Source organism: Streptomyces caeni (genome assembly GCF_042678285.1).
Taxonomy (GTDB): Bacteria; Actinomycetota; Actinomycetes; order Streptomycetales; family Streptomycetaceae; genus Streptomyces; species Streptomyces caeni.
The window spans coordinates 25,839-49,209 of sequence record NZ_JBHUDX010000153.1; the positions used below are offsets into that span (position 1 = coordinate 25,839).

At 72.3% G+C, this 23,371-nt stretch carries 18 protein-coding genes; 13 read left to right on the forward strand and 5 right to left on the reverse strand.

The genetic code is table 11. From position 1 onward, the window contains the following. Window positions 1–20: 20 nt before the first annotated feature. From ACFSL4_RS37060 to ACFSL4_RS37070, 3 genes are all read right to left on the reverse strand, one after another. The gene (locus ACFSL4_RS37060; RefSeq protein WP_381092512.1) at window positions 21–1,358 is read right to left on the reverse strand and encodes a coenzyme F420-0:L-glutamate ligase; all 1,338 of its coding nucleotides are present in this window, start codon (window positions 1,356–1,358) and stop codon (window positions 21–23) included. Then, the gene (gene cofD, locus ACFSL4_RS37065) at window positions 1,355–2,338 is read right to left on the reverse strand and encodes a 2-phospho-L-lactate transferase (RefSeq protein ID WP_381092513.1); all 984 of its coding nucleotides are present in this window, start codon (window positions 2,336–2,338) and stop codon (window positions 1,355–1,357) included. The genes ACFSL4_RS37060 and cofD overlap by 4 nt, the downstream gene beginning before the upstream one ends. Window positions 2,339–2,520: 182 nt before the next feature. Continuing rightward, the gene (locus ACFSL4_RS37070) at window positions 2,521–3,063 is read right to left on the reverse strand and encodes a cysteine dioxygenase (protein ID WP_381092514.1); all 543 of its coding nucleotides are present in this window, start codon (window positions 3,061–3,063) and stop codon (window positions 2,521–2,523) included. Between the two features lie 707 nt (window positions 3,064–3,770). On the opposite strand from ACFSL4_RS37070, the gene ACFSL4_RS37075 reads away from it, so the two are divergent. The 3 genes from ACFSL4_RS37075 to ACFSL4_RS37085 all read left to right on the forward strand — a co-directional run bounded on the left by ACFSL4_RS37075 (window position 3,771) and on the right by ACFSL4_RS37085 (window position 9,508). Next, window positions 3,771–4,034, forward strand: coding sequence for a WhiB family transcriptional regulator (locus ACFSL4_RS37075; protein ID WP_003975777.1), 264 nt, complete (start codon window positions 3,771–3,773; stop codon window positions 4,032–4,034). 255 nt (window positions 4,035–4,289) lie between these two features. Further along, complete coding sequence (locus tag ACFSL4_RS37080; protein ID WP_381092515.1) at window positions 4,290–7,955, forward strand: glycosyltransferase family 2 protein; 3,666 nt, start codon at window positions 4,290–4,292, stop codon at window positions 7,953–7,955. Beyond that, the gene (locus ACFSL4_RS37085) at window positions 7,952–9,508 is read left to right on the forward strand and encodes a DUF5719 family protein (protein ID WP_381092516.1); all 1,557 of its coding nucleotides are present in this window, start codon (window positions 7,952–7,954) and stop codon (window positions 9,506–9,508) included. The genes ACFSL4_RS37080 and ACFSL4_RS37085 overlap by 4 nt, the downstream gene beginning before the upstream one ends. Before the next feature lie 117 nt (window positions 9,509–9,625). On the opposite strand, the gene ACFSL4_RS37090 is transcribed toward ACFSL4_RS37085, so the two are convergent. Further along, entirely contained in the window at window positions 9,626–10,075 is a 450-nt protein-coding gene (locus tag ACFSL4_RS37090; protein ID WP_381092517.1) for a metallopeptidase family protein, read from the reverse strand. 389 nt (window positions 10,076–10,464) lie between these two features. On the opposite strand from ACFSL4_RS37090, the gene ACFSL4_RS37095 reads away from it, so the two are divergent. The 9 genes from ACFSL4_RS37095 to ACFSL4_RS37135 all read left to right on the forward strand — a co-directional run bounded on the left by ACFSL4_RS37095 (window position 10,465) and on the right by ACFSL4_RS37135 (window position 20,742). Beyond that, window positions 10,465–10,842: a DUF3499 domain-containing protein gene (locus tag ACFSL4_RS37095; RefSeq protein WP_381092518.1), complete on the forward strand. Its 378-nt coding sequence runs from the start codon at window positions 10,465–10,467 to the stop codon at window positions 10,840–10,842. A gap of 155 nt (window positions 10,843–10,997) precedes the next feature. Next, a complete protein-coding gene (locus ACFSL4_RS37100) occupies window positions 10,998–12,614 on the forward strand; it encodes an L-lactate permease (RefSeq protein WP_381092531.1) in 1,617 nt (538 codons plus the stop codon). Between the two features lie 138 nt (window positions 12,615–12,752). Beyond that, window positions 12,753–14,168 carry a phosphomannomutase/phosphoglucomutase gene (locus tag ACFSL4_RS37105; protein ID WP_381092519.1) on the forward strand — a complete coding sequence of 472 codons (1,416 nt, stop codon included), beginning with the start codon at window positions 12,753–12,755 and terminating at the stop codon, window positions 14,166–14,168. A gap of 219 nt (window positions 14,169–14,387) precedes the next feature. Next, window positions 14,388–14,558 carry a Trm112 family protein gene (locus tag ACFSL4_RS37110; protein WP_381092520.1) on the forward strand — a complete coding sequence of 57 codons (171 nt, stop codon included), beginning with the start codon at window positions 14,388–14,390 and terminating at the stop codon, window positions 14,556–14,558. Between the two features lie 27 nt (window positions 14,559–14,585). Continuing rightward, window positions 14,586–15,713 (forward strand): SIS domain-containing protein, encoded by a 1,128-nt coding sequence (locus ACFSL4_RS37115; RefSeq protein WP_381092521.1) that lies wholly within the window; start codon window positions 14,586–14,588, stop codon window positions 15,711–15,713. Window positions 15,714–15,803: 90 nt separating this feature from the next. After that, window positions 15,804–16,955 (forward strand): mannose-6-phosphate isomerase, class I, encoded by a 1,152-nt coding sequence (gene manA, locus ACFSL4_RS37120; RefSeq protein WP_381092532.1) that lies wholly within the window; start codon window positions 15,804–15,806, stop codon window positions 16,953–16,955. 163 nt (window positions 16,956–17,118) lie between these two features. Then, a complete protein-coding gene (locus tag ACFSL4_RS37125) occupies window positions 17,119–18,096 on the forward strand; it encodes a cation diffusion facilitator family transporter (protein ID WP_381092522.1) in 978 nt (325 codons plus the stop codon). Window positions 18,097–18,464: 368 nt separating this feature from the next. Then, window positions 18,465–19,922: an adenosylhomocysteinase gene (ahcY, locus tag ACFSL4_RS37130; protein ID WP_381092523.1), complete on the forward strand. Its 1,458-nt coding sequence runs from the start codon at window positions 18,465–18,467 to the stop codon at window positions 19,920–19,922. Window positions 19,923–20,127: 205 nt separating this feature from the next. After that, complete coding sequence (locus ACFSL4_RS37135; RefSeq protein WP_381092524.1) at window positions 20,128–20,742, forward strand: hypothetical protein; 615 nt, start codon at window positions 20,128–20,130, stop codon at window positions 20,740–20,742. A gap of 35 nt (window positions 20,743–20,777) precedes the next feature. On the opposite strand, the gene ACFSL4_RS37140 is transcribed toward ACFSL4_RS37135, so the two are convergent. Next, window positions 20,778–21,806 (reverse strand): RDD family protein, encoded by a 1,029-nt coding sequence (locus tag ACFSL4_RS37140; protein WP_381092525.1) that lies wholly within the window; start codon window positions 21,804–21,806, stop codon window positions 20,778–20,780. Window positions 21,807–21,924: 118 nt separating this feature from the next. On the opposite strand from ACFSL4_RS37140, the gene ACFSL4_RS37145 reads away from it, so the two are divergent. Continuing rightward, window positions 21,925–22,932, forward strand: coding sequence for a stage II sporulation protein M (locus ACFSL4_RS37145; protein ID WP_381092526.1), 1,008 nt, complete (start codon window positions 21,925–21,927; stop codon window positions 22,930–22,932). The last annotated feature ends 439 nt before the right edge of the window (window positions 22,933–23,371 follow it).

The following is a 23,371-nucleotide window of genomic DNA, read 5'->3' on the forward strand; positions in this document are numbered from 1 at the left end:
GCCCGTACCCGCAAGCGCGCTCACCTCACCTCGATGAACGCCTCCGCGTCCCGCTTCGGCCGCTGCTTCGGCTCCTCGGCCGGATGTCCCACCGCCACGGCCCCCATCGGCTCCCAGTTCCCCGGCAGCCCCAGCACCTCGCGTACGACGTCCCGGCAGAACATGGTCGACGACACCCACGCCGAGCCCAGCCGCTCCCCGGCGAGCGCGACCAGCAGGTTCTGCACGCCCGCCCCGGCGGCGACCACGAACATCTCCCGCTCCGCCGCGTCCCGCCGTATGTCGCCGTAGGCGTGGGACCCGTCCATGACCATGCACGGCACGACGAGGTACGGCGCGTTGCGCAGGACGTCCCCGCGCCGGACGCGCTTCGCGATCGACTCCTCGCTCTTGCCGTCCCGCCGCAGATCGGCGATCCAGGCGTCCCGCATCGAGTCCAGCAGCCGCGTGCGCGACTCGCCGGACTCCAGGAGCACGAACCGCCACGGCGTCGTGTGGTGCGGCGCCGGCGCGGTCACCGCGGCGGCCACCGCGCGGCGCACGGCACCGGGGTCGACGGGCTCGTCGGTGAACGACCGGACCGTACGCCGCTGGGTCACCGCCTCCCGAACCGCCTCGGACGTGCCCAGCCGGAACATGTCGTCACGTGCATCGCGCACCATCGCCCGCGCCCCCTCGCCGTCGTCCTCGTCCACCACGTGCGGCAGCCCTCGCACGACGGCGACGGGCAGCCCGGCGGCCTTGCCCTTGACCAGATCCCCCGCGGCGGCCAACTCGTCGGCGGTGGCGACGACGGTCGCGCTCAGCGGGTTGCCGTGCGTGTCCGCGCCGCCGCGCAGATCGTCGAGCACCCGTACGCCCGCGGCACCGATGGCGACATCGGTGAGCCCGGTGCGCCACGGCCGCCCGAAGGTGTCCGTGACGATCACGCCGACGACGACACCGAGCGCGTCCCGCAGCCCGTCCCGGACGGCCCGGGCCGACGCGTCGGGGTCCTCGGGCAGCAACAGCACGGTCCCCGCCGGGGTGTTGGAGGCGTCGACCCCGCCGGCGGCCATGACCAGCCCCTGCCGGTTCTCGACGATCCTGAGCGGTCCCCGCCGGGCCACCACCCGCACGGTCTCGGCGTCGATGGCGGCCTCCCGGTCGTCCGCCCGGACCACGCGCCCCTCCGCCTTGGAGATGATCTTCGAGGTGACCAGCAGCACGTCCCCGTCGACGAGCCCGGGGTCGCACGCCGCGATCAGCTTGGCGAGGTCGTCGCCGGGGCGGACTTCGGGAAGACCGGGCAGAGCCCAGACCCGGTAACCGGGAAGGGCCGCGGCGCCGGCCGGTCCCTCGGGGGGCAGCCCGTTCAAGAGGTCCGCACCTCCTCCGCCAGTGCCAGCGCCTCGCCGGCCATCCGGGCCGTGGCCTCCAGGTCGGTCATCATCAGCGGCACCGCGCGGCAGCGGATGCCCGCGGCCTCCACGCGCTCCACAGCGGCCGCGTCCACCGTGTCGACGAGCCAGCCGTCGAGCAGCCCCGAGCCGTAGTGCTCGGCCACCGCCGCCGCCGTCGACTCGATGCCGATGGCCGCGAGCACCTTGTCGGCCATGCCCCGCACCGGCGCGTCACCGATGATCGGGGACAGGCCCACCACCGGCACCCCGGCGTCCGCGATGGCCTCGCGGATGCCGGGCACCGCGAGGATGGTGCCGATGGACACCACCGGGTTGGACGGCGGGAAGAGCACGATGTCCGCCTCGGCGATGGCCTCCAGGACGCCCGGCGCCGGCTTCGCCTGCTCGGCGCCGACCGGCACGACAGCCTCGGCGGGGACGGAGGCCCTCAGCCGCACCCAGTACTCCTGGAAGTGGATGGCCTTGCGCTCGCCGGGGCCCGTGGCGGAGTCGCCGTCCGGCAGGGTGACGGCGACATGCGTCTCGACGCGGTCGTCCGACATGGGGATGAGCCGCACGCCCGGCTTCCAGCGGTCGCACAGCGCCTCGGTGACCGCGCTGAGCGGATAGCCCGCGCTCATCATCTGCGTCCGCACGATGTGCGTGGCGAAGTCGCGGTCACCGAGCCCGAACCACTCGGGTCCGACACCGTACGCCGCGAGTTCCTCCTTGAGGTGGAAGGTCTCGTCGGCGCGGCCCCAGCCCTGTTCCTCGTTGATGCCGTCGCCGAGCGTGTACATCACCGTGTCGAGGTCCGGGCACACCTTCAGCCCGAAGAGGTGGATGTCGTCGCCGGTGTTGCCGATGACCGTGATGTCCGCGTCGGGCGCGGCCCGCTTCAGACCCCGCAGAAACCGGGCACCGCCGATACCGCCTGCCAGAACCACAATGCGCATGGAAGCCAGTCTTGCAGGCGGATACGACAACGCGTGACCTGGTTGTGCGCGACCGCGGTCCTCTGCTCCCGCCCCGCGCGCCACCGTGTCCGTGCCCGCGCCGCGCGTCACCGTGCTGCCAGTGCCAGTGCCAGTGCCAGTGCCAGTGCCAGCGCCGCGCGCCACGGGGGCGCGGCCGTCGCTCAGGCCGTGACCGGGTTCGCCGTGCCGGGCTCCGCCGCGCGGGCGCCGACGGCGCTCCCCCCGGCCGAGCGGAGGCGGGACGCGGGGAGCATCGGCATCTCCGTCAGGCCCGGGTAGTAGACGTGCAGGCTGACCGCCGGATCCAGCGAGTCGTTCACCACTTCGTGTACGTACCCCGGTGCGAACACCCGCTGCGCCCCCGCACGCAATGCGCGGGTACCGCGCTCCGTGCGCTCGGTGAGTGCGCCGTGCAGGACGGTCAGGACGCCGGACGAGCGCCCGTGGTCGTGCGGCCTGCTGCCCTGCCCGGCCACCCAGGACAGCAGCCACACCTCGTAGCCGGGGCCGGTGCGCAGCCGGTGGTACCAGCGGGACGTCGCGTCGTACCGCACGAGGTGCTCCCACTGGGAGCGGTCGGCGGCGATGGAGCGGGCGAGACCCGCGAACTCGGCCACCGTGGCGGGGTGCTCGCGCGGCGGCTGCAGCAGATGCGGTACTTCGAGGATGTCGCCGGCGATCTGGAGGTCGCTGTCGCTGTTCATGGGTGCGGGGTCCTCGGCGGGGAGTGCGGCGGGTGGCTGGATGTCGCGCGTCGTCCGCCCGGGTCACGGGCGTGGCGCGGGCCCCGGCAGGGGCGGAGGGAACAACAGCCGAGTCGCGTGGACTCGAGGGCGGCCGGAGCGGGGGCGGGCGCAGGGCTCAACAGCCGGAACGGCAACAGCTACAGCGAGCACGTGCAGCACCGTGGGACCCGGTGGAGCGGGTCGAGGTGAGCGCCGAGTTCGCGAGCATGCCCACTAGGACATCCGCTGACACCTCGGCCTGTCAACTTGACGTCCGGGAAGTGGAAGCCGGTTCACCCCATCCGGTTCATCCGGGAGACGAAAGGTTTGTTCTGCCGGTCGGGGGGACACATGGCGCACAACCAGGCGCACGAACCCCGTTGCGATCTCGTGATCCGAATGTGATCCCGTTCGCTTCGCCGCTCGTGCCGGAACGAGATCGATTCCGCGGGCGTCCTTCTCTGTGAGTCGTCGGAGGCCCGCCGGGACCCCTGCTGTGTGTCAGGGTTTATGTCGATTTGAACACTTTCCGCATGGCCTTGGTTCCGCAGAGTGAATAAGGGGCCCAATAGCAGATCTCGGCTTGACTGGCCCGGATCGGCACACTTGTAATTTCACTCGTGTCGTTCAGCCGGATTCGGTAACGGCTACATCACGGGGACGCGAAAGACAGACGAGGGGCGCACATGACCGAGCTGGTGCAGCAACTGCTGGTCGACGACGCGGACGAGGAACTCGGCTGGCAGGAGCGCGCGCTGTGCGCCCAGACCGACCCCGAGTCCTTCTTCCCCGAGAAGGGCGGCTCCACCCGCGAGGCCAAGAAGGTCTGCCTCGCCTGCGAGGTCCGCTCGGAGTGCCTCGAATACGCACTCGCCAACGACGAGCGGTTCGGTATCTGGGGCGGCCTTTCCGAGCGCGAGCGCCGCCGGCTCAAGAAGGCCGCCGTCTGACGGCCCCGCTGTCCGGAAAAGGCGTTCTGGATGCCGTGGGGCAGGCGCACGCACGCGCGGTGGCCGGCCCGGTCGGCAAGCGATGAAAAGGCACACACCCTTACGTAACGAACGGCCCGGCGCAGGTGGTCTGTCCACAGGCGGCGGGCCGTGATCTTGTCCAGCCGTTAGTGTGGGCCTCCGTCCGAGACGCACCGCTGCCCCCTGCGGGCACAGGCGTCCACCGCAGTCCATCGAACCGGGGCCCGCACCTCGATGTCCGTCCACAGCCATACGGCGGCCCAACGTGACGCCGCCACAGCTCCGTTCGAGCAGCCCGGCCCGGCGCCGCTCGAGCCGACCCGCCCGCCCGAGTTCCCGCGCCACGTGGTCACCGCGGTGCTCGTCTCCCACGACGGCGCCCGGTGGCTGCCCGACGTGCTCGCCGGGCTGTTCGGCCAGGAGCGCCCCGTGCAGAACGCGGTGGCGGCCGACACCGGCAGCGCGGACGACTCCGCCCGGCTGCTGACCGACGCCCTGGGCGCCGAGCGCGTTCTCCACCTCGCCCGGCGCACCGGTTTCGGTCAGGCCGTCGACGAGGCGGGCCGCACCGCGGCCCAGCTGACCCCGGACGACCTGCCCTACCTCAAGCGCCCCAGCGGCTGGGACCCCGTCACCCGCACCTGGCGGGACGAGGCGTACGACATGCCGGAGCTGCCATACGGAGAGCCGGTGCAGTGGCTGTGGCTCCTGCACGACGACTGCGCACCCGAACCGGACGCCCTGGCCGAGCTGTTGCGCGTCGTGGAGCAGGAGCACGAGCTGGGCCGCGACGTCGCCGTGGTCGGCCCCAAGCTCCGCGGCTGGTACGACCGCCGGCAGCTCCTCGAGGTCGGCGTCACCATCGCCAACTCCGGCCGCCGCTGGACCGGCCTGGACCGCCGCGAACAGGACCAGGGCCAGCACGACCACATCCGCCCGGTGCTGTCCGTGTCCACGGCCGGCATGCTCATCCGGCGCGACGTCTTCGAGCAGCTCGGCGGGTTCGACCGGCACCTGCCCCTGATGCGCGACGACGTCGACCTGTGCTGGCGCGCCCAGGCCGCCGGCCACCGCGTCCTGATCGCCCCCGACGCAGTCGTACGGCACGCCGAGGCCGCCTCCCGCGAGCGCCGCACCGTCGACTGCGTGGGCCGCACCGCCGCCTCCCCGCACAAGGTGGACAAGGCCGGGGCCGTCTACACCCTCCTCGTCAACGCCCGGACGGCACAGCTGCCCTGGGTCCTGCTCCGCCTGGTGCTCGGTACCGTGCTGCGCACGGTGGCGTATCTGGTCGGCAAGGCGCCGGGACAGGCCCTCGACGAGGTGCGCGGCCTGCTGGGGACCCTGCTGCGACCGGAGCGGATCATCGCGGGGCGGCGCAGACGCGGCCGTCCGCAGGTCGACAAGGGCGAACTGCGCCCGCTGTTCCCGCCGCCCGGAGCGACCGTCCGGGCCACCGTCGAGCAGGTCGCCGGCAGCCTCGTGGGCCGCTCCGACCCCGAGGTCTCCTCGGCCGGCCGGCACGGCGGGGCCATCGAATCCGGACCCGGCGGCGACGACGCCGACTTCCTGGAGGTCGAGCAGTTCGCCCGGCTCAAGCGCATCGCCCGCAAGCCCGGACCGGTGCTCTTCGCCGTCCTCCTGCTCGTCTCCCTGGTCGCCTGCCGCGCCCTGTTCGGCGGGGGCGCGCTCGCGGGAGGTGCGCTGCTGCCCGCGCCCGCCGACTCCTCCGAGCTGTGGGCGCGGTATCTCGACGCCTGGCATCCGGTCGGCGCGGGGGGTACCCAGCAGGCGCCGCCCTATCTCGCGCTCGTCGCCCTGCTCGCGAGCATCCTGTTCGGCTCCACGGGACTCGCGGTCACGGTGCTGCTCGTCTGCTCGGTGCCGCTGGCCGGGTTCACCGCGTACTTCGCCTCGCGTCCGGTCGTCGAGTCGCGGCTGCTGCGCGCCTGGGCCTCCGTTGCGTACGCCTTCCTGCCCGCCGCCACGGGCGCCCTCGCCGGCGGCCGCATCGGGACCGCGGTCCTCGCGGTCCTGCTGCCGCTCATCGCGCGCGCGGGCGTCGCGGCCGCGGGGCTCGCCCATGCGCCGGGCACGCGCGGCAGCTGGCGCGCCACCTGGGCGTACGCCCTGCTGCTGACCCTCGCCACCGCGTTCACCCCGATCGTGTGGCCGATCGCCCTGGTCCTCGGCCTGGCCCTGCTCGCCGTGCGCAGGAACGACATCACCGCTCACGGCCTGCGCTTCCTGGTCCAGCTGGGCACCCCGCTGCTGATGCTCGCCCCCTGGTCGCTGTCGCTGCTGCCGTTCGGCTTCTTCAAGGAGGCAGGACTCGCCTACGGCGCGAGCGCGGCCTCCGCCACCGACCTGCTCGGCGCGAGTCCGGGCGGGCCGGGCACCGTCAGTGGGCTGATGCTCATCGGCGTGGTCCTCGCCGCGCTGGCCGCCCTGCTGCGAACCGACCGCCAGGGGGGCATCCGGACGGCGTGGGCGGTTGCCGTGGTGGCGCTCGTCTTCGCGGTCCTGTCCAACCGCTCCACTTGGGCCGGACCTGCGACCCTCGTCTACGGGATCGCGCTCCTCACGGCGGCCGTGATCGGCGCGGACGGCGCACGCACGCGTGTGGCCGAGCAGAGCTTCGGCTGGCGTCAGCCGGTCGCCGCGCTCATCGCGTTCGCGTCCGCGGCCGGCCCGCTGCTCATCGCCGCCGGATGGATGATCCGCGGCGCCGACGGCCCCCTGGAGCGGCGCGACCCCGTGCAGGTGCCCGCGTTCGTCGCCGAGGAGGGCGGCACCAGCGACCAGGCCCGCACCCTCGTCCTCGACGGGTACTCCACCGCGCGCGTGGGTTACACCCTGGTCCGCGGCTCCGGCGCCCGCCTCGGCGACGGTGAACTCGCCGCCGAGGGCAGCGAGAACGGGCGGCTCGACAAGGTCGTCGCCAACCTGGTGGCGGGCTCCGGAGCCGACCAGGCGGACGAACTCGGCGGCTTCGCCGTGCGCTACGTCCTCGTCCGCAGGGGCGCGCCCCGCGAGGTCAGCCGCGTCCTGGACGCCACGCCCGGCCTGAGCCGGCTCAGCCAGCAGGACGGAAGCGCCCTGTGGCGGCTGGACCGGCAGGTCTCCCGCGCGGCGATCGTCGGCGGCTCCGCCGCACCGCAGCCGGTCGCCGCCGGTCCCGTCGAGATCCACACCGAGATCCCCTCCGGCTCCGAGGACCGCGTCCTGCGGATCGCCGACTCCGCCGACGCGGGCTGGACCGCCACCCTGGACGGCCGGCCGCTGACCCGCACCACGGTCGACGGCTGGGCCCAGGGCTTCGAACTGCCCGCCTCCGGCGGCAGGTTGGACGTCACCTACGACACGCCGTTCGGCCACACCGCCTGGCTGTGGGCGCAGGGTGCGCTCGCCGTCGTCCTCGTGGTGCTGGCTCTGCCGGGCCGCCGCCGTGACGTCGACGACGACCTCCCCGAGGAGCGCGCCGTGCCCGCGCAGGACACCGTCGGGGAGGGCCGCCGTGCGCGTCGGCTGCGTGCTCAGGCCGAGGCCGAAGGAGTCGGCCAGGACGGCGAGGCTCCGCCTCCTCCTCCGGAGGAGGCCCCCGCGCCGGCCGCAGTCCCGCAGCAGCCGGAGTACGGCGCGTGGGACACGGCGGGATACCAGGGCGCCGACTACGGCACCTACGGCGGCGAGCAGTACCAGGGCGCCCAGGAGTACCCGCCCGGTGCCTACCAGCAGCCGTACCAGACGGACTCCTACCAGGCGGACCCTTACCAGGACGCCCAGTACGGCTACGGGTCCGCGGCGCCTTACGACCCGACGTACACCCAGGGGTACGGCACGCCGTACGACCCGGCGCACGGCACCGACAGTGAGCGCCCCGACGGGAGCCAGCAGTGAACCGCACCACCCTGTCCCTGATCGCCGGCGCGACCGCGCTCGCCGCCGTCACCGGATTCGCCGCGCTCACCGCACCGGACGCGTCCGGCAGCGGCACGGCGGGCACGGCGGGCACGGCCGCCCGGCTGCCCGTGGAGCGGACCCGTCTGCTGTGCCCCGAGCCCAGCACCTCCGACCTCGCCGAGACCTCGTACGCGTCCTTCACGCCCGTCTCGAAGGGCACGAGCGGCAGCGGCAAGGCCGAACTCGTCCCGGCGGGCACACAGGCCACGGGCGGCCCGGACTCCGGCACGGGCGGCAAGGACGGCAAGGACGGCAAGGACGGCAAGAACAGCAAGGACAAGAAGCAGTCCGACGCACCGGCCGTGCCCTCCAAGGAGCCCGGCACCCCGGCCACCGGCGACAGCTCGGGCCCCGACACGCCCGCGCTCATCGGCACCGCCACGGGCCGGTTCGCGCCCGGCTGGACGGTCCAGGAGACCACCCAGGTCGCCGCGGGCACCGGCCGAGGGCTGCTCGGCACCACCTGCACCGCCCCGGACACCGAGTTCTGGTTCCCGGGAGCCGCCACCACCGCCTCCCGCACCGACTACGTGCACCTGACCAATCCCGACGACTCCGCCGCGGTCGTCGACATCGAGCTGTACGGGAAGGACGGCGCCCTGAAGTCGACCGTCGCCGACGGCATCACGGTCCCGCCGCACTCCAGCGAGCCGGTCCTGCTGTCCACGACCACGGACGCGCAGGAGAGCGACGTCACGGTGCACGTGGGCGTCCGCAGCGGCCGGGTCGCCGCCGCCGTACAGGCCCTCGACGACAGGCTGGGCGGCGACTGGCTGGCGGCCTCGACGGACCCGGCGGGCTCCCTGGTCATGCCCGGCATCCCCAAGGACGCCACGGACGTCCGCCTGTTCGCCTTCGCGCCCGGCGACGCCGACGCCGATCTCAAGGTGCGTCTCGCCTCCCCTTCCGGGGACATCACCCCGGCCGGGAACGAGACGCTGCACGTGAAGTCCCACATGACCGCCACCGTCGACCTCCATGACGTCACACGCGGCGAGGCGGGCTCCCTGGTGCTCACGCCCACCGGCACGGCGGTCCCCGTGGTGGCCGCCCTGCAGGTGGTGCGGGGCAAGGGGGACAAGCAGGAGTCGGCCTTCATCCCGGCCACCGCTCCGATCGGCACGCGCGCCTCGGCCGTCGGCAACGGCGCCAAGGGGACCACGCTCTCGCTGAGCGCGCCGTTCGGCACGGCCACCGCCAAGGTCACCGCGTCCACGGGCAGTGAGGGCGGCACGGCGGTGACGAAGGACTTCACGATCAAGGGCGGTACGACACAGGACGTCGACATGCCCGTACCGAGCGGCCTCAAGGGGACGTACGCGCTCACCGTGGAGTGGGTCTCCGGAGGGCCCCTTTACGGCGCCCGCACCCTCCAGGTGGCGAGCGAGGGCGGCGTGCCCGCGTTCACGGTGCAGGGTCTCCCGGACGACCGGGGGACGGTGGCGGTGCCGGAGGCCGACCAGGATCTGTCGGTGCTGCTGAAGAAGTGACGACCGCGGGGGCGGCCTCGTCCGCCCCCGCCGACGCTCCGGTCCTGGCGTGTGTCCGCCCCCGCCGACGCTCCGGTCCTGGCGTACGCCCCGGCCCCAGGGCCGCCGGGCAGCCGGTCAGTCCTGGCCGTAACGCGGATCGACCGTCTCCGGAGTGAGCCCCAGCACCTCCGCCACCTGCTCCACGACGACCTCGTGGACCAGGGCGGCCCGCTCGTCCCGGCCCTTCGTGCGGATCTCCACCGGGCGGCGGTAGACGACCACCCGCGCCCGGCGGCCGTCGCGCGCCGGGATCGTGCCGCCCAGGGGCACTGCGTCGTCGCTCCACAGGCGGCCGGGGCCGTCGAGGCGCGGCACCTCAAGGACCAGGAAATCGATGTCGGAGAGCTGCGGCCAGCGCCGCTCCAGACGCTCCACGGAGTCCTGCACGAGATCCGCGAACGCCTCGGCGCGGCTCGCGGCGAGCGGCACCTGCGGCGGCGCCACGGGTCCGCGCATGCCTCTGCCGTGACGGTCACGACGGCGGGGACCGGGTGCTGCGGCGCGGGGCGGTACGGGCTTGTCCATCACAACGAAGCGTAGTCCCCGCCGGGGCGCCGCGCCCCGCCCACACGACCGCCCTGCCTCCCTTGCGGCGCGACGTCCAGCCGGCCTTGCCGGAGCCGCACCGGGGGACGTCTGCGGTGGTCGTGCGGCATGTCGCAGGATGACCATTCCGGCCAGGCTCGGGCTCGATTCCGCAACTCTCCCGGACCGCCGACCTCATGAAAAATGACGGGCTTTGTACCAAGTGGTGACCGGTTTCAGGTCGGTGCGGCATCCCGCCCCGGGGTGTCCGCGCAGGTCAGCCGGACCGTCCCGGAGGGGTGTGTGCGACGATTCACAGCACGACACGGTGGAGTGACCTGGGGGAGAGTCGTCGCGGCCCGCTCAAGAGTGCGGTACCGTCCAACATCGTGAGCCCTGTACGTCGCTGTTCGCGCACCGCCTGCGGCCGACCCGCCGTCGCGACGCTGACGTACGTCTACGCCGACTCGACCGCGGTCCTCGGCCCGCTCGCCACCTACGCGGAGCCCCACTGTTACGACCTGTGCGCCGAGCACTCCGAGCGCCTGACCGCGCCGCGCGGCTGGGAGGTCGTCCGGCTCCTGGACGGCTCGGCCCCCGCGCGCCCCAGCGGTGACGACCTGGAGGCCCTCGCCAACGCGGTGCGCGAGGCGGCCCGTCCGCAGCAGCGCACGGCCGGCGCGGGCGGCGGCAGCGCCCGTACCGCGGACCCGATGGAGGTCGCCCGTCGGGGCCATCTCCGGGTGCTGCGCTCGCCGGACAGCTGAGCCCCCGCGCCCAGGCGGCCGGCCGCTCCTCCCTCTCATTCCTCTCATTTTGTTGAACGTTGCACGCCCATTGACGTGGCGTTGTTGCGGACACGACCATTCCGTCACTCGTTGAGAAATCATTTTCCGCCATGCGGAAAATCGGGGAGGCGTCCGTGTACGTCCAGCAACTCGAACCCGTCGCCGGCTCTCTCGGCCTGTCCGCCCTCGTCGCTGCCCTTCCTCTCCTGATCGTCCTCGTGCTGCTCGGAGGCGTCCGCATGAAGGCCCACCAGGCGGGCCTGATCGGCCTTCTGGCCGCCGCCCTGGTCGCCTGGCTCGCCTACGGCATGCCGCTCGGCCAGACGCTCTCCAGCGCCGCCCAGGGAGCCGTCTTCGGCCTCTTCCCCATCATGTGGATCGTTGTCAACGCCCTGTGGGTGTACCGGATGACCGTCCGCACCCGGCACTTCGACATCCTGCGCCGCTCGTTCGGACGCCTGTCCGACGACCCCCGCATCCAGGCGCTCGTCGTCGCGTTCTGCTTCGGTGCGCTCCTGGAAGCCCTCGCTGGCTTCGGCGCTCCGGTCGCGATCTGCTCGGTGATGCTGGTCGCCCTCGGCTTCGACCCGGTCCGCGCGGCCGTCGTCGCCCTGGTCGCCAACACCGCCCCCGTGGCCTTCGGTGCGATGGGCACGCCGGTCGTGACGCTCGCCCAGGTCACCGGCCTTCCCCTGGACTCCGTCGCCTCCGTGGTCGGCCGTCAGACCCCGCTGCTCGCACTGGTCGTGCCCCTCGTGCTGGTCGGGCTGGTCGACGGGCGGCGCGGGCTGCGGGAGACCTGGCTGCCCGCGCTGGTGTGCGGGACCGCCTTCGCGGCCGCCCAGTTCGCCGCCTCCAATTACGTCTCCGCACAACTGGCCGACATCGGCGCCTCCCTGGTCGGCGCGGGCGCCCTGGTCGCCGTGCCCCACGCGCGCGTCCCCGCCACCGAGTCCGTGCGCGCCGCGGTTCTGACCGGCGCGCGCAGCGAGGACCTCGACCAGGAGGACCCGCGCCCCGAAGTGCTGCGCGCCTACGCCCCCTACGCCCTGATCGTCGCCGTCTTCTCCATCGCCCAGATCCCCGCCGTGAAGGACTGGCTGGCCGGAGCGACCCGCACCTTCGACTGGCCCTTCCTGAACGTCGCCGCCCCGAACGGCAAGCCCGTCGGCGCCAACGTCTTCACCTGGCCCATCGTGTCGACCGGCGGCACACTCGTGCTGCTCGCCGGGGCGGCCACGGCCCTCGTGCTCGGGGTGCACGCGCGCGTGGCGGTCAGGGAATGGGCGGCGACGGTGCACGAGTTGAGGTACGCGATCCTCACCGTGACGTCCGTACTGGCGCTCGCCTTCGTCATGAACCTCTCCGGACAGGCGGCAACGATCGGCCACTTCGTGGCGGCGGCCGGCGCCGGACTGGCTTTCCTGTCCCCAGTGCTCGGCTGGTTCGGCGTGGCGGTCTCAGGATCGGACACCTCGGCCAACGCCCTCTTCGGCGCCCTTCAGGTCAGCGCCGCCCACGAGTCGGGCCTGTCGCCCGAACTGCTCGCCGCGGCCAACAGTTCGGGAGGCGTCCTCGGAAAGATGATCTCCCCGCAGAACCTCACCATCGCCTGCGCGGCGGTCGGCCTCGCCGGCCGTGAGGGCGACCTGCTGCGCAAGGTACTGCCGTGGAGTCTGGGCCTGTTGCTGGTGATGTGCCTGATCGTGGTGGGACAGAGCTCCCCGGTACTCGGCTGGATGCTTCCCTGAGCCATCGCACCCCCCTCTGCCCGGTGAGTCCGGTATGAACTCCTTCGGAACTGCTCGCTGCGGCCCGGCCGGGCACCACCGGCCGTCCGCCGCAGCGGGTAGGTTGAGCTCATCCTTGAGACCTCAGGAGGGTTGGTCGTGGCTGCTGATCTGTCGCAGATCGTGAAGGCGTACGACGTACGCGGTGTGGTCCCGGACCAGTGGGACGAGCCGCTGGCCGAGCTCTTCGGTGCGGCCTTCGCGCAGGTGACCGGCGCGAAGGCGATCGTGATCGGCCACGACATGCGACCCTCGTCCCCCGGCCTGTCCCGCGCCTTCGCCCGCGGGGCGGCCGGCCGCGGCGTCGACGTGACCGAGATCGGCCTGTGCTCGACGGACCAGCTGTACTACGCGTCGGGCGCGTTCGACCTGCCCGGCGCGATGTTCACCGCCTCGCACAACCCGGCCAAGTACAACGGCATCAAGATGTGCCGCGCCGGCGCCGCGCCGGTCGGCCAGGACACGGGACTCGCCGAGATCCGCGCACTGGTCGAGCAGTGGCTGGACTCCGGCGCCCCGGAGTCGGTGGGGACGCCGGGAGCGATCGGCCGGCGCGACACACTGGAGGACTACGCGGCGCACCTGCGCTCCCTCGTGGACCTGACCTCCATCCGCCCACCCGTCTCCCGCCACCGCCCCGCTGAGGAAGGCGCTCCGACCTCCCCCCATCTGAAGGTCGTCGTCGACGCCGGCAACGGCATGGGCGGTCACACCGTGCCCACCGTCTTCGCCGGGCTGCCCATCGACCTGGTCCCGATGTACTTCGAGCTGGACGGTACATTCCCGAACCACGAGGCGAACCCGCTCGACCCGAAGAACATCGTCGACCTGCAGAAGCGGGTGCGCGAGGAGCACGCCGACATCGGCATCGCCTTCGACGGGGACGCCGACCGCTGCTTCGTCGTCGACGAGAACGGCGACCCGGTCTCGCCCTCCGCGATCACGGCCCTGGTGGCCGCGCGCGAGCTGGCCAGGCACGGGGGCACGGGCACGATCATCCACAACCTGATCACCTCGTGGTCGGTGCCCGAGGTCGTCCGCGAGAGCGGCGGCACACCGGTGCGCACCCGCGTGGGCCACTCCTTCATCAAGGGCGAGATGGCGCGCACCGGCGCGATCTTCGGTGGCGAGCACTCCGCGCACTACTACTTCAAGGACTTCTGGAACGCCGACACGGGCATGCTGGCCGCCCTCCATGTCCTGGCGGCCCTCGGCGGCCAGGACGGCCCGCTGTCGCAACTGGTCGCCGAGTACGACCGCTACGCCGGCTCGGGCGAGATCAACTCCACGGTGGACGACCAGACCGGCCGTCTCGCCGCGATCAAGGCCGCCTACGAGGGCCGCGAGGGCCTCGCACTGGACGAACTGGACGGCCTGACCGTCTCGTCCGCCGACTGGTGGTTCAACGTCCGCCCCTCCAACACGGAACCGCTGCTGCGGCTGAACGCGGAGGCGAAGGACGAGGCGACCATGACGAGGATCCGGGACGAGGTACTGGAGATCATCCGCGGCTGAGGCCGTACGCCTGGGGCGCCCAGCGCCCAGCGCCCGGCGCCCGGCGCCCCGGGCGTACGAGTGTGCGGGCGGGCGGTTGTGCGGCGGGAGCGGGAGCACCCGCACGCCCTGCGAGCCCGTGCGCCCGTACCCCACGTGCCTCGCTCAACCCCCGCACGCCGCACCCCGCGGCGGTACGCTGACCAGGCCAAGTGCACCCGCCCCGAAGGGACCCCGCTCATGCCGCTCGAAGCCGGCCTCCTGGAGATCCTCGCCTGCCCGGCGTGCCACGCCCCCCTCAAGGAGGAGGACAGCGAGCTGATCTGCACCGGCCAGGACTGCGGTCTCGCCTACCCCGTCCGGGACGGCATCCCGGTCCTGCTCGTCGACGAGGCCCGCCGCCCGGCGTAACGACCCGGCGATCGGAGGCTGCCGCCCATGCTCGACGAATCGCTGCTCGACGACCCCGAGGCGCTGTCGCGGGCCGACCGCCGTGCGCTGCTCCGCGGGGCCGCCGAGGCCGGCGCCCGGGTCCGCACCGCCGTGCGGTTCGCCGCCGAGGCGGGGATCAACGACCTGAAACCCGAGGGCCGCCCCCGCGCCGTCCTCATCGCGGGCCCCGGCACCGCATCGGCGGGCGTCGCCGAGCTGCTCGGCGCCCTCGCCGGCGCCGCCTGCCCCGTCACCCGCATCCACCCCACCGGCGTCGCGCCGGCCGCGGGCGCCCTGCGCTGGGAGCTCCCCGGCTGGGCGGGCCCCGTGGACCTCCTGCTGATCGCCACCCCCGACGGCAGCGAACCGGGCCTGTCGATCCTGGTCGAGCAGGCATACCGCCGTGGCTGCAACGTCGTCGCCGTGGCCCCCGCCCGGTCCCCGATCATGGATGCGGTGGCCGGTGCCCACGGGCTGTTCGTTCCGATGGCGACCGCCCCGTACGAGCAGGAGGAGCCGCTGGCAGCCTCCGCGCCCGGCGTCCTGTGGGCCCTGCTCACCCCGCTGCTCGCCCTCCTCGACCGCACGGGGCTGCTGTCCGCGCCGCCCGACGCCTTGGAGAAGGTCGCCGACCGCCTCGACCGGGTCGCCGAGCGCTGCGGTCCCGCCATCGCGACCTACGGCAACCCCGCCAAGAACCTCGCCGCCGAACTGGCCGAGGCGCTCCCGGTGATCTGGACGGAGGGCGTCTCCGCCGCGCCGGCCGGCCGCCGCTTCGCCGCCGCGCTCGCGGAACTGGCCGGACGCCCCGCGCTCACCGCCGAGCTGCCCGAGGCGCTCGCCTCGCACGACGTGCTGCTGTCCGGCGCACTCGCGGCCGGAGCTGACCCCGACGACTTCTTCCGCGACCGTGTCGAGGAGGCACAGGCCCTCCACGCGCGCGTGGTGCTGCTGCGCGACCGCCCGATCGGCGGTCTGAGCGCGGCTCCCGCCGCCCGCGAGCTGGCCCTCGGCCATGACACGGCGATCAGCGAACTCGAACCGGAGGACGGCGGCGCACTGGAGACCCTCGCCGAGCTGATCGCCATCACGGATTTCGCCGCCGTTTACGTGGCGCTCGCTTCGAGGGCCTGACCTTGGTTCATGCCTCCCGGTTCATGCCTCCCGGCTCACGCCTCCCGGCCGGCGGTCGGCTGACCGTGTACGTACGGAGAAATGACACCCATGGATCGCCTCGACAACACCATCCGCCCCTATGCCTGGGGTTCGACCACGGCCATCCCCCGGCTGCTCGGCGTGGAGCCGACCGGTGAGCCGCAGGCGGAGATGTGGATGGGCGCCCACCCGGGCGCACCCTCACGCACGCCGCGCGGCTCCCTCAACGAGGTGATCGACCAGGCCCCGGAACGTGAGCTGGGGGGCCGGGCCATCGCCAGGTTCGGCCCCCGGCTGTCGTTCCTGCTGAAGATCCTCGCCGCCGGCGCCCCCCTCTCCCTCCAAGTGCACCCGAACCTGGAGCAGGCCAAGGAGGGCTACGCGGACGAGGAGCGCCGCGGCATCCCGGTCGACGCACCCCACCGCAACTACAAGGACGCCAACCACAAGCCCGAACTGATCTGCGCCCTCACCGAGTTCGACGGCCTGTGCGGCTTCCGCGCGCCCGGCGCAGCCGCCGACCTGCTCACAGGTCTCGGCATTGACTCCCTGGAGCCCTACGTCGACGTGCTGCGGGCACACCCCGAGGAGGCGGCCCTGCGGGAGGTCCTCACCGCCGTGCTGACCGCCGACCCGGGGGACATGGCGCGTACGGTCACCGAGGCCGCGGCGGCCTGCGCCCGCCTCGGCGGCGCCTACGCCCCCTACGCCGACATCGCCCACCACCACCCCGGCGACCCCGGGGTGATCGCGGCCATGCTGCTCAACCACGTCCGGCTGCAGCCCGGCGAAGCCCTCTTCCTGGGGGCCGGCGTCCCGCACGCCTACCTGAACGGCCTCGGCGTCGAGATCATGGCCAACTCCGACAACGTGCTGCGCTGCGGCCTGACACCCAAGCACGTCGATGTCCCCGAACTGCTGCGCATCGTCCGCTTCGAGCCGGGCGACCCCGGCATCCTGCGCCCCGAGGCGTCGTCCGACGGGGAAGAGGTCTACGACACCCCGATCGACGAGTTCCGGCTGTCCCGGTACGTGCTGGCGGAGGGCGCCGCCCCACGTGACCTCACGCGTTCCACCCCGCAGATCCTGCTGTGCACGGCGGGCACCGTGCGCGTGGGGGAACACCTGCTCGGCCCCGGCGAGTCGGTCTACGTACCGGCGGACGAGAAGGCCGGGGTCGCCGGTGACGGCACGGTCTTCCGGGCGACGGTCATCGCCTGACCCCGGGGCGACGCACAGGTCGCGCACCCTTGTCCCACCGGTCCGGTGCACCGCTGTCGGGCCCCTGCAACAATGACCCACCGGCAAAGGACGGGCAAAGCATCGGATGGCGTACACATGTACGACATCCGGCGTGGACGGCTAAGAAGGGACACGCGACCACATGAGCGCGTCAGGCGGCACCAAGGCGATCGTGGCGGCACTCGGCGCCAACCTCGCGATCGCGGCATCGAAGTTCGTCGCGTTCGCCTTCAGCGGCTCGTCGTCGATGCTCGCCGAAGGCGTCCACTCGATCGCTGACTCCGGCAACCAGTTCCTGCTGCTGGTCGGTGGCAAGCGCGCCCAGCGCGAGGCGACCCCGCAGCACCCCTTCGGCTACGGCCGCGAGCGCTTCATCTACGCCTTCCTCGTGTCGATCGTCCTGTTCTCGGTCGGCGGCATGTTCGCGATCTACGAGGGCTACGAGAAGATCCAGCACCCGCACGAACTGGAGCACTGGTACTGGCCGGTGGGCGTCCTGGCCTTCGCGGTCATCGCCGAGGGCTTCTCCTTCCGCACGGCCATCAAGGAGTCCGACGAACTGCGCGGCAACCAGTCCTGGATGCAGTTCATCCGCCGCGCCAAGGCGCCCGAGCTGCCGGTCGTCCTCCTGGAGGACTTCGGCGCGCTCATCGGCCTGGTCCTCGCGTTCGGCGGCGTCGGCCTCACGCTCCTCACCGGCGACGGCGTCTGGGACGGCATCGGCACCGTCTGCATCGGTGTGCTCCTCGTCCTGATCGCCCTCATCCTCGCCGCCGAGACCAAGTCCCTGCTGCTCGGCGAGGCCGCGGGTGCGGAGGAGGTCGAGAAGATCCAGGCCGCCATCGTCGACGGAGACACGGTCACCGGCGTCATCCACATGCGCACCCTGCACCTCGGCCCCGAGGAACTGCTGATCGCCGCCAAGATCGCGGTGCGGCACGACGAGACGGCCGCCGAGGTCGCCGCCGCGATCGACGCCGCCGAGGCCCGCATCCGCGCCGCCGTCCCCATCGCCCGCGTCATCTACCTGGAGCCGGACATCTACAGCGAGGCCGAGGCAGCCAAGGGCCCGGACCGCGAGGCCACGCCCGGCGGACCGGCCCGGACGATCGAGCACTGACCACGCTCCGTACGCCCGAGACCGGCTCGGCGAGCCCGAGGACGAGGGACGAGGACGACCCGGGCGGTCGGCCGTCCCGAGCGAACACCCCGGTGCCCCTGCCGGGAATTCGACCGAAAGCGACCGGATGCCAGCGGAGGCGGACTGGGGAGCGTGCGGCCGTCCGGTGTAGCTTGGGACGGAGCCAGACGTCGCTGCTGATGGCGGTCGGGCGGTCCACCACGGGCCGGCCGAGGGAGAGAGGGCCTCCGACGGACTGCGCTGCGCGCACCTGGGCATGCCTGTGTCCTCTTTCGGGCACCCTTGTGCCCGCCGCCGCGCAGACCAGCCGTACCCACCTCGACCCACACCCCGAGGAGCAGTTCGTCATGACGACTGTCGACAACCGACAGGACTTCAAGGTCGCCGACCTCTCCCTGGCCGAGTTCGGCCGCAAGGAGATCACCCTCGCCGAGCACGAGATGCCCGGTCTGATGGCGATCCGCGAGGAGTACGCCGCGGCGCAGCCCCTGGCCGGCGCCCGCGTCACCGGCTCCCTGCACATGACGGTCCAGACCGCCGTCCTCATCGAGACCCTGGTCGCCCTCGGCGCCCGGGTCCGCTGGGCATCCTGCAACATCTTCTCCACCCAGGACCATGCGGCCGCCGCCATCGCCGTCGGCCCGAACGGCACGCCCGACAACCCCCAGGGCATCCCCGTCTTCGCCTGGAAGGGCGAGACCCTGGAGGAGTACTGGTGGTGCACGGAGCAGGCGCTGGCCTGGCCGGACAGCCCCACCGGCGGTCCGAACATGATCCTCGACGACGGCGGCGACGCCACCCTCCTCGTTCACAAGGGCGTCGAGTACGAGAAGGACGGCAAGGTCCCGGCCGTCGAGACCGCCGAGTCCGAGGAGCACCGCGCCATCCTCCAGCTGCTGCATCGCACCCTGGACGAGAACCCCCAGAAATGGACCCAGCTGGCGTCCGAGATCCGCGGCGTGACCGAGGAGACCACGACCGGCGTCCACCGCCTGTACGAAATGCAGCGCGAAGGCACCCTCCTGTTCCCGGCGATCAACGTCAACGACGCCGTCACCAAGTCGAAGTTCGACAACAAGTACGGCTGCCGCCACTCGCTGGTGGACGGCATCAACCGTGCCACCGACACCCTCATCGGCGGCAAGACCGCGGTCGTCTGCGGCTACGGCGACGTGGGCAAGGGCTGCGCCGAGTCCCTGCGCGGACAGGGCGCCCGCGTGATCATCACGGAGATCGACCCGATCTGCGCGCTGCAGGCGGCGATGGACGGCTACCAGGTCACCACGCTGGACGAGGTCATCGAGACCGCGGACCTCTTCATCACCACGACCGGCAACCGGGACATCATCATGGCCGCCGACATGGCCAAGATGAAGCACCAGGCGATCGTCGGCAACATCGGCCACTTCGACAACGAGATCGACATGGCGGGCCTGGCGAAGATCCCCGGCATCGTCAAGGACGAGGTGAAGCCGCAGGTCCACACCTGGACCTTCCCCGAAGGCAAGAAGATCATCGTGTTGTCCGAGGGCCGTCTGCTGAACCTGGGCAACGCCACCGGTCACCCGTCGTTCGTGATGTCCAACTCCTTCGCGGACCAGACGCTGGCCCAGATCGAGCTGTTCACCAAGCCCGACGCGTACCCGACGGGCGTGTACACGCTGCCCAAGCATCTGGACGAGAAGGTCGCCCGTCTCCACCTGGACGCACTCGGCGTGAAGCTCACCAGGCTCCGCCCCGAGCAGGCGGCGTACATCGGCGTCGACGTCGAGGGCCCGTACAAGCCGGACCACTACCGCTACTGATCACACGCGGCACCGGGTGCGCGTACACCGTCGGCCCTCGACGCCCGCGCACCCGCCGCACACCACGCGATCAGCGCGCTCCTGCACCGACGCGCCCCTCAGCAGCAGGTCCCGAGGCAGGCCCCCGCACCCCCGTGTCGGGGGCCTGCCCTGTGGCCGGACCAGGCACACCGGCCCGACCAGTCCGTCACGACCCAGGACCCCCATGCCCCGCGGCCGATATTCGCTTCACGACCCGCACGACCAAACCCTCCTCGCCGAAGAGCACTTCCAGTGCGCGCCCGGCCCCTCCGGCTGGCGCTACGTCTCGCAACTGACCACCCCTTCCGGCGACCACGCCGGCTCCGTCGACCTCGCCCTCGACGAACTCGGCCGTCCCATCCGACTCGAACTGCACGCCGCGAGCTGGCAGGTGCGGGGCGCCGCCCTCGACGGCGTCACCTGGGTCCGCACCGACCCCACCGGCACCCACGCCACCGAAGGCAATGTCCGCGCCCATGCCTTCACCGGCACGTCCCCGGCGTTCCTCGTCGCCACCGCCCGTCTCCTCCGTCTCACCCCTTCCTCCTCCGCGACGCGCGTACGCCTCGTCGCCTTCACGGACCCGGTCCTCGCCCCCCGCACCGTGGACCAGTCCTGGGCTCTGATCGCAAGAGAAGCACACGCCACTGACAACGTGCCCCTGATCGTGGACGAATACCAGGTCACAGCCCTGGACACGGGGGAGCGGCACACCGTCCACATCTCCGGCGACGTGGTCCTCGCGGCACCCGGGATCGAGCTGGAACACCTTGAATCACCGCCGTCGGTGTTCCCCTGACGGAGAGGGGAGAGACGGCGTGGGCGGTCCCGACGTCATGCGGGCGGCGCGAACCCGGTGGCCGGAGGCTCCGGCACCTCGGCCTGCGCCGTGGTGGGCTGTGGGTCCTGCGCTGCGACGGGCACCGACGTCCGGGACCGCGTGAACGCCCCGGGCGCGGCGGGCACCCCCGGCCGAGCCTCCGCGGCGTTCGAGCCGGGCGGCGACCATGAACCACCCCCGGCCCGTGCAACGGGGCCCTGCTGCGGTGCCGGAGCGTACCCACCCGGAACCGCGGGGGCCTGAGGAGTCATCCCCACGGTCCCGCCCCCGCCCGAACCGCCGAACGCCCGCCGCGCCTCCCGCGACTGCCGCTCCTGCACGACCGCCGCCAGATAAGCGGCCGGCGGCACCCCGGGCGGCACGGGCGTCCCCGTGCGCGCCGCGAGATCGACGGCGAGACGTTCCGCCATCGCCGAGCCCACCTGCGGATCCAACTGGTGCATCCGCGTCAGGTACTGCCGTATCGCCAGCCACAGCCCGTCCGGAACGGCCGAAAGGTCCAGCCCGGAGAACCGGCCGGCCAGCCAGGGCGGCGGCGCAGGCACGAAGCCGGTACGTCCGGCCGGCACCCGTTCCCTGACCACCAGCGTGCCCGCGAACACGTCACCGAGCCGCCGTCCCCGCGCCGACACCAAGGAGGCGATGCACGCGACGACCCCGAACGTCATCAGGATCTCGACCACCCCCACCGCACCCCGGACCAGCGCGTGCCGGAACCGGATCGGCCCACCGTCGTCGCGCACCACGCGCAGCCCACAGGCCAGCTTCCCCAGCGAACGGCCGTGGCTCAGCGTCTCCACCGCGATGGGCCCGCCCACCAGCACGAGAAGGAAGGCCGCGATGGACACGGCCATCTGCGCGGCCTCGTCCAACCCGGACGTGGACACCGCCAGAGCGATCAACACGATCACGTAGGCGACCACGTCCACCACCAGGTCGAGCACCACGGCCAGTGCTCGGCTCGGCAGTTTCGCGGGGCGCAGTTCCAGCGCCACCGCCTCGCCCGTCACTAGCTCACTCACGCCGCCGTCCTTCCCCTGACCCACCCTGGGACACGCCAGTCTGCCAAGCTGAGCACACATCGCGCCGCGGTGCGACAAGCTGACGCGCAGTACGAGAGGACGAGGAGCAGCCCACCCCATGGACCTCGACGTGTTCGTGTCCGCCCACCGTGCCGAATGGGACCGCCTCGAGGCCCTGCTGCGCCGCCGGCGCCGCCTCACCGGAGCCGAGACGGACGAACTCGTCGCCCTCTACCAGCGCACCGCCACTCATCTGTCCGTGATCCAGTCCAGCGCGCCCGATCCCCAGATCACGGGGCGCCTCAGCCAGCTCGTGGCACGCGCGCGCAGCGCCGTGACAGGCACCCGCCGCGCCTCGTGGCGCGATGTCATACGCTTCTTCGCGTACGGCTTCCCCGCTGCGGTCTACCATTCGCGCCGGTGGTGGATACCCACCGCGTTGGTCTCGACGGTGACGGCGGTGCTCCTGGGGTGGTGGATCGGCACCCACCCCGAGGTCCGGTCCGCGATCGCGGCTCCCAGCGCGCTGCGCGACATGACACGCCCCGGTGGCGAGTACGAGGCGTACTACTCCAGCCATCCCGCCGCCGCCTTCGCCGCCCAGGTCTGGACGAACAACGCTCAGGCCGCCGCGATGTGCCTGGTCCTCGGAGTCTTCCTGGGCCTCCCAGTCCTGTGGATCCTCTTCGAGAACATGCTGAACCTGGGAGTGGGTATCGGCCTGATGTCCTCGGCAGGGCGCCTCGACACTTTCCTGGGGCTGATCCTCCCGCACGGTCTCCTGGAACTGACCGCGGTCTTCGTGGCCGCCGGCACCGGCCTGCGCCTCGGCTGGACCGTCATCGATCCCGGTCCCCGCTCCCGCCGCACCGCCCTCGCCGAGCAGGGCCGGGCCGCCCTGGGCATCGCTCTCGGCCTCGTTCTGGTCCTGTTCGTCTCAGGCGTCATCGAAGCCTTTGTGACGCCGTCCGGCCTTCCGACCTGGGCGCGGATCGGGGTGGGTGTCATCGCCGAGCTGGCATTCCTCGCCTACGTCTACGTCTTGGGGGGACGCGCGGCCCGGGCCGGCGACACGGGCGATCTGGAGGCGGCGGAGCGCAGCGCGACGGTTCCGACGGCGGCATGAGAGTGGGACACTGAAGAAGGAAGGGCAGGAGGCCTCAGGAGGTCTCCGGGAGATGTGCGGCGTCCCGGGACGGAGTCCCGGATGTGCGCGTCTCCATGTGGGCCTGCTAGTCTCCTCTTCGCCTCGCAAGAGCCATTGACACGGCTCGCGTGGGGAGGTAGATTCGAACAGTTGCCTAGAGCTGGGGCTGACCAGCAGGTGACGGTGAGTATCTGTCTGCTCCCGGGACGCGTATCCCGAGGGGCCCTCCCGATGAATGAGAAATTGACGCCGTTCGGTCGGCGTCAAGAACTCTGATAAAGTCGGGATCGCCGGAAAGGGAAACGCGGAAGCGGGAACCTGGAAAGCACCGAGGAAATCGGGTCGAGAGAGATCTGATAGAGTCGGAAACACCGAAGGGAAGCGCCCGGAGGAAAGCCGTGAGACTGGTTCTCGTGGT